This is a genomic window from uncultured Maribacter sp., from assembly GCF_947500985.1.
Lineage (GTDB): Bacteria > Bacteroidota > Bacteroidia > Flavobacteriales > Flavobacteriaceae > Maribacter.
Genome location: NZ_CANMTX010000003.1, coordinates 452,594 through 466,127, shown reverse-complemented (window position 1 = coordinate 466,127; position 13,534 = coordinate 452,594). Strand labels below are relative to the sequence as shown.

Annotated in this window: 12 protein-coding genes; 10 read left to right on the top strand and 2 right to left on the bottom strand. The window is 35.6% G+C overall.

Features of this window, described 5'->3' with window-relative positions:
• The first annotated feature begins 5 nt into the window (after positions 1–5).
• The 10 genes from rplQ (at position 6) to Q0871_RS08445 (ending at position 11,577) form a co-directional block, all read left to right on the top strand.
• On the top strand, positions 6–539 hold the full coding sequence (gene rplQ, locus Q0871_RS08490; RefSeq protein ID WP_299321046.1) for a 50S ribosomal protein L17: 534 nt from the start codon (positions 6–8) through the stop codon (positions 537–539).
• 94 nt (positions 540–633) lie between these two features.
• Positions 634–1,761, top strand: coding sequence for a glutamine-hydrolyzing carbamoyl-phosphate synthase small subunit (carA, locus tag Q0871_RS08485; protein ID WP_299321044.1), 1,128 nt, complete (start codon positions 634–636; stop codon positions 1,759–1,761).
• Between the two features lie 104 nt (positions 1,762–1,865).
• A complete protein-coding gene (gene eno, locus Q0871_RS08480; protein ID WP_299321042.1) occupies positions 1,866–3,158 on the top strand; it encodes a phosphopyruvate hydratase in 1,293 nt (430 codons plus the stop codon).
• 119 nt (positions 3,159–3,277) lie between these two features.
• On the top strand, positions 3,278–4,813 hold the full coding sequence (locus Q0871_RS08475; protein ID WP_299321039.1) for a glycogen synthase: 1,536 nt from the start codon (positions 3,278–3,280) through the stop codon (positions 4,811–4,813).
• Between the two features lie 114 nt (positions 4,814–4,927).
• The gene (locus Q0871_RS08470) at positions 4,928–6,214 is read left to right on the top strand and encodes a citrate synthase (protein ID WP_299321036.1); all 1,287 of its coding nucleotides are present in this window, start codon (positions 4,928–4,930) and stop codon (positions 6,212–6,214) included.
• A 94-nt stretch (positions 6,215–6,308) separates the two neighbouring features.
• Entirely contained in the window at positions 6,309–7,223 is a 915-nt protein-coding gene (locus Q0871_RS08465; RefSeq protein WP_299321033.1) for a dimethylarginine dimethylaminohydrolase family protein, read from the top strand.
• 43 nt (positions 7,224–7,266) lie between these two features.
• Positions 7,267–8,196 (top strand): citrulline utilization hydrolase CtlX, encoded by a 930-nt coding sequence (gene ctlX / locus Q0871_RS08460; protein ID WP_299321030.1) that lies wholly within the window; start codon positions 7,267–7,269, stop codon positions 8,194–8,196.
• A gap of 90 nt (positions 8,197–8,286) precedes the next feature.
• Positions 8,287–8,898 carry a hypothetical protein gene (locus Q0871_RS08455; protein WP_299321027.1) on the top strand — a complete coding sequence of 204 codons (612 nt, stop codon included), beginning with the start codon at positions 8,287–8,289 and terminating at the stop codon, positions 8,896–8,898.
• 9 nt (positions 8,899–8,907) lie between these two features.
• Positions 8,908–9,399 carry a (2Fe-2S)-binding protein gene (locus Q0871_RS08450; RefSeq protein ID WP_299321024.1) on the top strand — a complete coding sequence of 164 codons (492 nt, stop codon included), beginning with the start codon at positions 8,908–8,910 and terminating at the stop codon, positions 9,397–9,399.
• Between the two features lie 3 nt (positions 9,400–9,402).
• Positions 9,403–11,577, top strand: coding sequence for a molybdopterin cofactor-binding domain-containing protein (locus Q0871_RS08445; RefSeq protein ID WP_299321021.1), 2,175 nt, complete (start codon positions 9,403–9,405; stop codon positions 11,575–11,577).
• 15 nt (positions 11,578–11,592) lie between these two features.
• Here Q0871_RS08445 and Q0871_RS08440 read toward each other — a convergent pair whose 3' ends face one another.
• Positions 11,593–13,029 (bottom strand): SDR family oxidoreductase, encoded by a 1,437-nt coding sequence (locus tag Q0871_RS08440; RefSeq protein WP_299321018.1) that lies wholly within the window; start codon positions 13,027–13,029, stop codon positions 11,593–11,595.
• The gene (locus Q0871_RS08435) at positions 13,026–13,451 is read right to left on the bottom strand and encodes a hypothetical protein (RefSeq protein ID WP_299321015.1); all 426 of its coding nucleotides are present in this window, start codon (positions 13,449–13,451) and stop codon (positions 13,026–13,028) included. Before Q0871_RS08435 ends, Q0871_RS08440 begins: the two co-directional genes overlap by 4 nt.
• Positions 13,452–13,534: the final 83 nt, after the last annotated feature.

Below are 13,534 nucleotides of genomic sequence, written 5' to 3'. Positions count from 1 at the left end.
AAAACATGAGACACGGTAAAAAAATTAATCATTTAGGTAGAAAAACTGCCCACAGAAAAGCGATGTTAGCTAACATGGCTTGTTCTTTGATTGAACATAAAAGAATCAACACTACAGTTGCTAAAGCAAAAGCTTTAAAACAATTTATTGAGCCTTTGATTACTAAATCAAAAGCAGAAAATAATGTAAGTGCTGAAAAAGGTACTCATAACAGACGTATCGTTTTCAAGAATCTTCGTGATAAGTATGCAGTTACTGAGTTATTCAGTGTTGTATCTGAAAAGGTTGCTGATAGACCAGGTGGTTATACTAGAATTATCAAATTAGGTAATCGTTTAGGTGATAACGCTGATATGGCAATGATAGAATTGGTTGATTTCAACGAATTGTATAACGCTGGTAAGCCTAAGAAGAAATCTACTAGAAGAAGTAGAAGATCAGGTGGTAGTGATGCTGAAGTTGTTTCTGCAGAGAAAGAAACTAAAGTTGAAGAAGCTCAAACTGAAACAGAAGCTAAGACAGATGATTCTAAGGAATAAAATTGTCAATAAATATTAATAATGAAAAAGGATAAGCTTTCTAGCTTATCCTTTTTTTATGTTTTTTTGTGAACGAATAAATTATAAGACTAAAATGAAATATCAGGCAAAGAGAAAAGCTATAATATTACTTGCAGATGGTACTATCTTTTTTGGAAAATCTGTTGGAGACAAAGAAGGTACTGCTTTTGGTGAAGTATGTTTCAATACTGGAATGACAGGGTACCAAGAGATATTTACAGATCCATCTTATTTTGGACAAATAATGGTAACAACCAATGCTCATATTGGTAATTACGGAGTAAATGAAGATGAAATAGAATCTGAATCTATTAAGATTTCTGGTTTGGTTTGTAGAAATTTCAGCTATGAGTATTCAAGACCTTTAGCAGACGATAGTCTACAAGGTTTTTTAGATAAGAATGAGTTGTTTGCTATTTCTGATGTAGATACGCGTGCTTTGGTTAGTTATATAAGAGATAACGGTGCAATGAATGCTGTTATTTCTACAGATGTTGAAAATATTGAGGAGTTAAAAAACCGATTGAGTAAAGTTCCAAGTATGAAAGGGTTAGAACTTGCTTCAAAAGTTTCTACGAAAGAACCATATTTCGTCGGTGATGAAAACGCAAACTTTAAAATAGCAGCACTTGATATAGGTATTAAGAAAAATATATTACGTAATCTAGTTAAGCGTGGGGCATATGTAAAGGTTTTTCCTTACAACAGTAGTTTCGAAGAAATGTCTTCTTGGAATCCTGATGCTTTCTTTATTTCTAATGGACCTGGTGATCCTGAACCTTTAGTGGATGCTATTGCAGCAGTGAAGAAAATGATACAAACAGATAAACCTTTATTTGGTATTTGTTTAGGGCATCAAGTATTGGCATTAGCAAATGGAGTTTCTACTTACAAGATGCATAATGGTCATAGAGGTATTAACCATCCAATATTAAACCTTATTACAGGTAAAGGTGAGATCACTTCACAAAATCATGGCTTTGCTATTAATAGAGAAGAAACTGAGGCTAATGTAAATTTAGAGATTACGCATACTCATCTTAATGATAAGACAGTTGCCGGTATTCGAATGAAAGATAAAAATGTTTTTTCTGTTCAATACCACCCAGAAGCAAGCCCGGGTCCCCATGATGCAGATTACCTTTTTGATGATTTTTTTAAATTAATTGAGAATTGTTCAAAACATAACGAAATAGTTTAAATAAACATTAATTAATTGGCAAATGTAGAGGTTGAACGAGCAAGTTGAAAACATGCTTTTGTATCTTTACTTTTTTAAACAAACAACTAATAAAAAGATTATAAATGAGTATTATATTAAATGTTCACGCAAGACAAATATTAGATTCTAGAGGGAATCCAACAGTTGAAGTAGATGTAGTTACCGAAAATGGAGTAATGGGAAGAGCAGCTGTTCCTTCTGGAGCTTCTACTGGTGAGCATGAGGCTGTTGAATTACGTGATGGAGGTAAAGCTTTCATGGGTAAAGGCGTAACTAAAGCTGTTGATAACGTTAACAGTATTATTGCAGAAGAGATATTAGGAATGAGTGTTTTTGATCAGAATCTTTTAGATCAAACGATGATCGATTTAGATGGTACACCAAATAAATCTAAGTTAGGGGCTAACGCTATTTTAGGTGTTTCATTAGCTGCTGCGAAGGCTGCGGCAAATGAATTAGGTCTTTCTCTTTTTAGATATATTGGTGGTGTTAGCGCTAATACCCTTCCTTTACCAATGATGAACATTATTAACGGTGGTTCGCATTCAGATGCGCCTATCGCTTTTCAAGAGTTCATGGTAATGCCTGTTAAAGCCAAAAACTTTAGTCATGCAATGCAAATGGGTACTGAGATTTTTCATAACCTTAAAAAGGTATTACATGACCGTGGTCTTAGTACTGCAGTAGGTGATGAAGGTGGTTTTGCGCCAAACCTTGCTGGTGGTACTGAAGATGCTTTAGATACTATTGCAAAAGCAGTAAAAAATGCAGGTTATACTTTAGGTGATGATGTAATGATCGCTTTAGATTGTGCTGCGGCAGAATTTTTTGTTGACGGAAAATATGATTACACTAAATTTGAAGGAGAATCTGGTGTTATAAGAACTTCTGAAGAGCAGGCTCAATACTTAGCTGATTTAAGTGCTAAATACCCAATAATCTCTATTGAAGATGGTATGGATGAAAACGATTGGGACGGTTGGAAATCTTTGACTGATAAAATCGGAGATAAAGTTCAATTAGTTGGTGATGATTTATTTGTTACAAACGTTGAGCGTCTTTCTACTGGTATTGAAAGAGGAATTGCAAATTCAATTTTGATCAAAGTAAATCAAATTGGTACATTGACAGAAACAATTGCTGCTGTTAATATGGCTAAAAATGCTGGGTATACTTCAGTAATGTCTCACCGTTCTGGTGAAACAGAAGATAATACTATTGCTGATTTGGCTGTAGCATTAAATACTGGTCAAATTAAAACTGGTTCAGCATCAAGATCTGATCGTATGGCTAAATACAACCAATTACTTCGTATCGAAGAAGAATTAGGAAGTACAGCTTACTATCCACAAGAAAAAGCCTTTAAGTTGGGTTAATTCTTATGTTAAATATATAATCAAGCCTTTCTTTCGAGAAAGGCTTTTTTTTTTGGCGTACTTCAAAACTTTAACTACCTTTTGAGAATAAACCAATAATAACCCCTCTTTGTTAGCGTATGAATAATTTTCTTTTTGTTTCCGCAGAGAATGATGCCATTCCTGATTGTAAAGCTGGTGGAATGGGTGACGTAGTTAGAGACGTGCCTAGAGAGATATCGAAACGAGAAGATAAAGTTCACGTAGTCGTACCTTCATATTCTAGACTACATAAAAATGGGATCTTTAAAACTAAACTTGAATTTAGTCTTAGGGGTATGCCATACACGGCAGAATTGTATGAGGTGATTCCTAAGAGAGTCGATAAAAATATCACCCATTATGTTATTCACCATCCTGAGATATCAGAAGGTGGTATAGCTCATATTTATCATGATGATCCTACCGAACCTTTTTTTAATGATTTTATAAAGTTTATTATTTTTTGCACTGCTACAGCAGAAGCAATTAAAATTGGAGCCTTTGGTGATTTAGATATCGTTCATATGCATGACTGGCATTCTGCAGCGCTCTTGTTTATTAAAACATATCATCCTCAATATCAAGATTTGAAAAAGATGAGATATGTGTATACTATTCATAATCTTGCTATACAGGGTATTCGTCCTTTTTACAATAATTATGCATCGGTCAATCATTGGTTTCCCGAGATTCAATTAGATCATAAAGCTTTGATGGATCCGCGTTACCAAGATTGTATAAATTTAATGGCAGTCGGTATTCGTTTTGCAGATGCAGTTCATACAGTTTCTCCATCTTACAAAGAAGATGTTCTTTTGCCAAGTAGAAGACCTGAGTTTATTGGAGGTGAAAGTTTAGAAGAAGATTTAATAAAGGCAGATAATGAAGGTAGGCTTTTCGGTATTTTAAATGCCAGCAACTATGGTAATATACGAGAGGCAGAAAAAGGATTGTTATATAGAAACACTGTAAAAGCTATTTTTAGATGGCTCCAAGAAAATTCGAAAAAGTATAAAGCAGATTTTCTTGCCCATACAGGAGAAAAAATCATGCAGTTTGTTGGTAATAAACCAAAATTCATAGTGTCTAGTGTGGCAAGATTAACGGAACAAAAGTTCTATTTTCTAAAACGATCGCCAGAAGCATTTGAGAAAATGTTGGCTAGGTTAAATGAAATTGATGGTATATTTATTTTGTTAGGTACTGGTGATCCAGATTATGAAGAGTTCTTTCGTTATATGAGCTATCAGCATAAAAATTTTGTTTTCACCAACGGTCAATCAGAAGATCTGATTGATTCCATGTACCTAGAAACAGATTTGTACTTTATGCCGAGTTTATTTGAACCATGTGGTATTAGTCAAATGTTGGCTATGAGAAATGGTAACCCATGTTTGGTGCATCACACTGGCGGACTAAAAGATACTGTCCATCACTTGAAGACGGGATTTGTTTTTGGTGGTGATACCTACGATGAACAAATTAGTAATATGGTGAAGAGTTTTGATGAGGCATTGACCTTATGGGAGAACGATAAACCTGCTTGGAAAAAGATAAAAGCGAATGCAAAAAAGGCTCGTTTTACTTGGGAAAAATCTTTAGATGCATATTACGAGTCACTATACTTGTTGTAATGAAAGCTATTCATAGTACTTATTGTTAATTTTACCCAAAACAGATTTTGGAAATTGGTAAACCAGTCTTGTTTTGTTAACTTTACGAGAAGTATATAAAACGTAAAAATAAAAATGTCAGACAAAGCTATTTTAGAATATAATGGTGAAAAATATGAGTTTCCTGTAATTAAGGGAACCGAAAACGAACTTGCAATCGATATTAAAACTTTGCGTTCGGCTACCAATGGAATTATAACTATTGATCCAGGTTTTAAAAATACAGGATCTTGTGAAAGTGCTATTACTTTTTTAGATGGTGAAAAAGGAATTTTACGTTACAGAGGATACTCAATTGAAGAGTTAGCTGAGAAAGCTGATTTCTTAGAAGTAGCTTATGCTTTGATATTTGGTGAATTGCCAAATACAGAAGAACTAGCAAAATTTCATAAAGACATTAAAGATGAATCTCATGTAGATGAAGAGATGAAAAAGATTTTGGATGGTTTTCCAAAATCTGCACATCCAATGGGAGTTTTATCTTCTTTGACAAGTGCATTGATTGCATTTAACCCGTCAACAGTTGATGTAAGTTCTGATGAAGATATGTATCATGCAATTGTACGTATTCTTGCTAAATTTCCAGTTCTTGTAGCTTGGACATTGCGTAAAAAGAAAGGTCTTCCATTAGATTATGGTGATGATAGCTTAGGGTATGTTGAGAACATTCATAAAATGATGTTTAAGCGTCCTAATCAAGATTATAAAAAGAATAAGGTAGTTATTGATGCTTTAGATAAATTATTGATATTACATGCTGATCATGAGCAAAACTGTTCTACCAGTACGGTACGTATCGTAGGGTCATCTCATGCTGGTTTATTTGCATCTTTATCTGCAGGTATTTCTGCGCTTTGGGGGCCACTTCATGGTGGTGCAAACCAAGCAGTATTAGAAATGCTTGAAGCTATTGAAGCAGATGGTGGCGATACCAAAAAATACATGGCTAAGGCTAAAGATAAGTCTGATCCATTTAGATTAATGGGCTTCGGTCATAGAGTATATAAGAACTTCGATCCACGAGCTAAGATTATTAAAGTAGCTGCTGATGAAGTATTGGCAGATTTAGGAATAGATGATCCAATTCTTGAAATTGCAAAAGGTTTAGAGAAAGAAGCACTTGAAGATCCGTACTTTGTTGATAGAAAATTATACCCTAACGTAGATTTCTATTCAGGTATTATCTATAGAGCTTTAGGCATACCAACAGAAATGTTTACAGTAATGTTCGCTTTAGGTAGATTACCAGGGTGGATTGCTCAATGGAGAGAAATGAGATTGAATGGTGAACCAATTGGTAGACCAAGACAAGTATATACTGGTGAAAATTTAAGATCTTTTGTCGAACTAGACAAAAGGTAGATTGCTACCGTTATCAAAAAAACAAAAAGCTCTTTTAATTTTTAAAGGGGCTTTTTTTATGCCATTTTTTTAAATCATATTTAAAATAAAACTTATGTTACAGTTACATATCAAAGATGAGGTTTCTCTGTTAAAAGCGGTTGTATTAGGGATAGCTAAAAGTTCTGGGCCTACGCCTACTATTGAGGAAGCTTATGATCCAAAATCGGCAGAGCATATTAAAGCTGGTACATACCCTGTTGAATCAGATATGGTTGCTGAGATGGAAGGTTTTAGAAAAGTGTTCGAGAAATATGATGTTAAGGTCTTTAGGCCCGAAGTTCTTGAAAACTGTAATCAAATATTTACTAGAGATATTGCTTTTGTTATTGAAGACAAACTTATCAAAGCAAATATACTACCTGATAGAGAACAAGAAGTAGAAGCAATTTTACATGTTTTAGATAAAATTGATGATGATAATATTTTAACTCCTCCAGAAGACGTTCATGTTGAAGGTGGTGATGTTATGCCTTGGAACGATTATATTTTTGTAGGTACCTATACAGCACCAGATTATTCTACATATATAACTGCGAGAACAAATGAAGCTGCTGTTGCATATTTAACGAAACAATTTCCGAACAAAACTATTAAGTCTTTTGAATTAAGAAAGTCTAATACTATAGCGCAAGAGAATGCATTGCATTTAGATTGCTGTTTTCAACCATTAGGAAAAGGGAAAGCAATTTTACACAAAAATGGATTTCTTGTAGAAGAGGAATATCAGTGGTTGGTAGACTTTTTTGGGAAAGAAAATATTTTTGAAATAGATGCGAATGAAATGTACCATATGTATAGTAACGTATTTTCTATTTCACCAGATGTTGTTGTATCTGAACGTAATTTCACACGTCTTAATAATTGGTTACGTCAACAAGGTTTTACTGTAGAAGAAATTGCGTATGCCGAAATTTCAAAACAAGAAGGGTTGTTACGTTGTAGTACTCTGCCTTTAATAAGAGCTTAATTTTAAAGATTTATTAAAAAAGAAAATTTAATTATTATCCCCTATGCAAATAACAAATACCATACTCATGATTCGTCCGGTGTCGTTTAGAATGAACGAGCAGACCGCTGTCAATAACTATTTTATGGAAGATATTGATATGAAGAATCAAGAGATAAATAAGAAAGCTCAAAAAGAGTTTGATGCCTTTGTATCCGTATTAAAGGATAAGGGAGTTAATATTATCGTTGTTCAGGACACTAAAGAGCCAGACACTCCAGATAGTATTTTTCCTAATAACTGGATCTCTTTTCATGCAAATGGTACAGTCGGTGTTTACCCAATGTTTGCTGAGAATAGAAGAAATGAACGTAGAGAAGATATTTTTGAAATATTAGAACAGAACGGTTTTAAAATCAATGATGTCGTTGATTATACTTCTGCTGAAGAAGAAGAATTATTTCTTGAGGGTACAGGTAGCATATTAATAGATAGAGTAAACAAAAAGGCATATTGCGCATTATCTGAACGTGCAGATGAAGATTTGTTTATTGAATTTTGTGAAGATTTTGATTTCTTCCCAGTTATTTTTACAGCAAATCAGTCAGTAGATGGTAAGCGATTACCTATTTATCATACAAATGTAATGATGGCTTTGGCAGAAAATTTTGTTGTCATTTGTACAGATTCTATTGATGATAAAAAGGAAAGAAAAAATGTGTTGGACCATCTCAAAAAAGATGGAAAAGAAATAATTAATATTTCCGAACAGCAAATGCATCATTTTGCTGGTAATATGCTTCAGGTTTTAGGTGGTGATGACAAAAAATATATGGTTATGAGCTCTGCGGCATATAATAGCTTGCGATCAGAGCAGATAGCTCAAATAGAAAATCATTGCGCTATTCTACATAGCTCATTACATACTATTGAAACATGTGGTGGTGGTAGTGCGCGTTGTATGATGGCAGAGGTTTTTCTTCCTAAGAAATAAATCCTTTGGTTTGCCTATTTAATTATTTGTTTTAATGGGTTAAAAAAAGTCAAAGCCTTTCGTTATCTTCATAGAAATCAGATTTTAATTATGAAGCTGAAACCATTTTACACTTTTGTGTCACTTTTTGTTGTTGGTGCTATACTTGTATTTGCAAATACTCCGAAAATATCTGGTTATTCACATGTAGAAAATGAGGTAGTGAATGAGACAAAATCTGACGATTCTTATAATAAGATGATGGATGTACTTACCCATCAACGTTGTATGAATTGTCATCCTAGTGATCACATACCAAAACAGGGCGATGAAAGCCATCCTCATTATTTTGGAATGGCAAGGGGTGAAGATGACCATGGTTTTGAAGCGACTAGCTGTAACACTTGTCATCAATCTGAGAATAATCTAAATTCTGGTGTGCCTGGTGCTCCGCATTGGGCATTAGCACCAGCTTCTATGGCTTGGGAAGGACTTACTCGCGCGCAAATTGCAGAACGCTTACTTGATAAGAATACGAATGGTAATCGAAGTCATCAAGAGCTTATTAAACATATGACCGAAGATGATTTGGTGCTTTGGGCATGGGAACCTGGCGTTGATGCAGATGGTGAGCCAAGAACGATACCACCAGTTTCAAAAGAAGAATTTAAGAAAGCTGTTGAAAACTGGTTTGCTGACGGAGCAGTAATACCTTCTAAATAATAAAATTTTATGGAAATTTCCTTGACTGTAAACGGTGTTTTAAAAACCGTAGATATAGCAGATGAAAACACACCTTTACTTTGGGTCGTTAGAGATACTTTAGATTTAAAGGGTACAAAGTTCGGTTGTGGAAAAGCGGCTTGTGGTGCCTGTACTTTGCATGTAGATGGTGAAGCGGTCAGGTCTTGTTCATACCCCGTAAAGTTTGCAGAAGGAAAAAAAGTGACTACGATAGAAGGGTTGGGAGATAGAGAAAATCCGCACCCTGTTCAACAGGCTTGGGTCGAAGAGATTGTACCGCAATGTGGTTATTGTCAACCAGGATTTATGATGGCGACGGCTGCTTTATTAAATAAGGTACCTAAACCAACAGATGAAGATATTGATAAGAACATTATAAATGTATGTCGTTGTGGTACCTACTACCGAATGCGAAAAGCCATTCATAAGGCGGCGGAGTTGCAAGCAGAGAAGGTAATTAGTGAATCTAAAGAGTTATAATTGATGGCTGATAAAGAAAAAGATTCAAAGAAAGTGTCTAGAAGAAAATTTTTGGTCAAAGGCGGATTAGGAACCATAGGTGTGGTAGCTATTGGTGCCTACTTATTTAGAAGTCCTATTCGACGTCAAATTTTAGGCGTGGTAAATTCACTTGAAGCGCCTTATCTAGATAATATTGACCAACCAATGATTTGGTTTGAGGTAACTTCTGATAATAACATCCTATTACATTCTCCGAAAATGGAAATGGGGCAGGGCACATTTACCGGTATTGCCCAAATGGCTGCCGAAGAATTGTCTGTATCCATGAATCAAATTCAAGTAGTACATGCAGCTTCATCAACTGGAAATGTAGATAGTTTTGCCACTGGTGGTAGTACTTCTATATCTGGACTGTGGAAACCGCTTAGAGAACTTTCTGCCATGCTTCGGGTAATGCTTTTAAAAGAAGCTGCTATTAAGATGAATGTAGATGTCAATCAGCTTTCTGTTGTAGATGGCGTTATATCCGGCAACGGAAAAACATTGACTTATGCTCAAGCGGCAGAGGGAGTTGAGAATTGGGAAGTGCCAGATGTTCCTGTATTGAAAGAAGCTAAAGATTATAAATACATAGGTCAACCAATTGCTAGGGTTGATTTGGATGCGAAAGTATACGGAGATCCGATATTCGGTATGGATGCGGAAATGCCAGATATGCTTTATGGTGCCGTGGTTAGACCTACGAAAATAGGTTCAATTTTCGTCAGTGCAGATACTAAAGCAGCAGAGCATATGCCTGGTGTAGTTAAGATTGTTGTTGAAGATGATTTTGTAGGTGTAGTGGCAAACTCTATGCTAGAAGCGGAGAAAGCAAAAGATGCCATTATCGTTACATGGGATAGCTATGATAATTTAAATACCGACGCAATTGTCAAAATGATGACCGTGGGAAACGGAAATTCTTCTGTGATTCAAAAGAACGGAGATTCTTTTGATGATCAAGATGAAATAGTCACTTTAGAATTCAGAAGTCCGATTGGGGCGCATGCTCAAATTGAACCAAATGGGGTTGTTGCATTTGTTGATGGCGATAGTGCTACTATAAAAATATCAACTCAAGTTGTTGGTCTTACAAGAAAAGAGGTTGCAAAACGATTAGATTTAGATGCGGAAAAGGTTAATGTAGTACCTACTTATTTGGGTGGTGGTTTTGGCAGAAGATTACATACACCACATGCTGTGCAGGCTGCTATTATGTCTAAAGCTGTCGGTAAACCTGTTAAATACTTTTTTAGTAGAAAAGAAGAGTTTCAGCATGATATGTTTCGACCGCCAACACATCATGTTATAAAAGGAAAATTAAATGCGGAAGGTTATCTAGACGGACTAGAACATCAATTCGTGAGTGGTGATGTTGCTACAGATTCTGCATTGATACCCAATGCACTTACTAACTTTTTAGGTGCCGATGTTGGTGCCATTCGTGGTGGATTCATTCAATATACTGCTATACCTAATTTTAAAGCGGAGTGCTGGCATGTTGAGTTGCCTTTTGCTACCAGTTGGTGGCGTAGTCTAGGGTTGTTGGCTAATACATTCGCCATGGAAAGTTTTATGGACGAAATGGCGCTAAAAGCGAATAAGAATGCGGTCGATTTTAGATTGCATCAAATAGCAGATGAACCTATTGATAATCGTTTAAAAAATGTAATTAAAGCCGCTGCTGAAAAAGCTAATTATAACGAAGAGGTAAAAGATAGTCGTGCTATGGGCTTTGCTGCCTCAATAGATGCAAATACGCCATGTGCGCAAGTAGCTGAAGTTTCTATTTTAGATAATGAAATTATAGTGCATAAGGTAACCGTTGCCATGGATCCAGGTTTAGCGGTTAATCCTGATCAGATTCGTGCGCAATGTGAAGGTTGTGTAATTATGGGGATGAGTGCTGTGCTTTACGAGCAAATGTTTGTGGAGGATGGAGAATTAACTCCAACAATTTACGGACCTTATCAAATGGCTTTGATGAAGAATGCACCTAAAGAAATTGATGTGGTTTTACTGCAAGGTAAAGATACACCAGGTGCAGTAGGTGAGCCACCTTTAGGACCAATTGGTGCTGCTATTGCTAATGCTGTTAGAAGATTAACGGGAGAAAGATTAACAGAGTTGCCTTTAAAACTTTCGAAGAAGGTTTAATATAAGTACTTAGTGTTACTTAGCATTTTTTTGATTAGCAATATTCTTGATCATTCCGCCAAAAATGAAGTAGTGGAACGGTACTATGCTGTACCAGTATAATCTACCTCTTAATCCACGTGGTCTAAAAGTCGCGGTTTGATGTAGCACATTGTTCTCATCTATTTTAAACTCTAACCAAGCTTCGCCCGGTAATTTCATTTCGGCAAATAGCAGTAGTCGTTTTGCTTTTTTATCTGCTAAGAGCACTCGCCAAAAATCTAAAGAATCACCAGCAAATATTTTATGGGCATGCGTTCTACCACGTCTTAAACCAACACCTCCAGAAAGTTTGTCCATAAATCCGCGTATTTTCCAAAGCCAATTTCCATAATACCATCCGGTTTCACCGCCAATGCTCCAAATACGTTCCAATACTTCCTCTGGGTTCGAAATTTTCAGTTGTTTATGATCCTTCAGTACTCCATATTTTGGTACCTGAATGTGTTTTTCAAGATTATCTACAAATCGCCCGCTGATCATACTATCCTTCCAGCTACTAATGACTAAATTCTGTTCAATTTTTTTAAAGGCTAAATCAATGGCTTCTTTGTAGGTGTGGGGAGTAATGCCAAGAATATCTTGTAATCGCGTGTCTTCTGCCACTACTTCGATCTTCATACTGTCCACTAGATTCAACGCTAGCTTATATGAGGTTGAGGTTACAAAATATAACCAGTAAGAAGACAGTTTTGGAGTCATCACAGGTACGGTCCAAATCCAGTTTTTGAATCCCCTGACTTCGGCATATTTATGCAGCATTTCTTTATAGGTCATTACATTTGGTCCTGCAATGTCGAAGGAGTCGTTATATGTTTTTTCATTTCCCAGAACTCCTGTTAGAAATGCAATGACATCACGTATGGCAATGGGTTGAGTTTTTGTCAATACCCATTTAGGGGTAATCATCACCGGTAATTTTTCACACAAATCGCGAATAATTTCAAAAGAAGAACTTCCTGATCCTACAATGATACCTGCTCTCAAAACGGTTAAGTTGAAGTCACCTTGATATAAAATGTCTTCTACATTTTTTCTAGATTGTAGATGTTTAGAAAGGTTGTTGTCATTCACAATACCGCTCAAATAAATTACCTGTTGAATTTGTGTGTTTGCAACATATTTGTTGAAGTTTTCAGCAGTTTTAGCCTCCATTTCATCAAAATCTTGTGTTGACGAACTCATGGAGTGAATTAGAAAATAAGCGGCATCAATATCTTTGGGCACTACATTTTCTTTAGGTTCTTCTAGAAAGTCAATTTCAATGACATCTATTTGTTGCCTAGTCTCTTTATCTACAGAAAGTCTGGTTTCATCACGTACAGCGCAAACTATCTCATGTCCCATTTCTAAAAGCTGCGGTAGAATACGCATACCTATATAACCATTGGCTCCTGTAAGTAGTATTTTCATAAATCTTCTATAGAGGTAGGTGCGTTATCGGCTTTGTAGCCTAATATTTTTTTAAAGAATTTCTGTACTGCTTTGGTGTCAGACTCCACTTTAATAAAATGATGGTCGCGGTAAATTGAATATACAGTCGCTTCACCTTTATACATAGAGAGTTTGTAGTATGGTATCACCAAAGCATAAGATTCTAATAATGACCTAAACCCAACTATGATTCCATCAGGTCTCATTTCTATATTACAGGTATCTCTATTATTATCTAGAATTAGCAGATTTCTTATCTCAACACTTGTTTCTGTAATAATCAATTTTGGAGAGCCAATACCGCCCATTGCCCATCGTTGTTTTAAGGTAAATGGCTTACCGACCGCATCATCTATTTTTCTAGTGGCCTCTTTATTGTTGTAAGATACATTTACAAGCATACGAATTCAATTACGTTGTTTTTATTAAAGTTAGCGAAATGCCAAATGAATACAGCATCTGTTTACCTTAAAAGCCTAAAAAA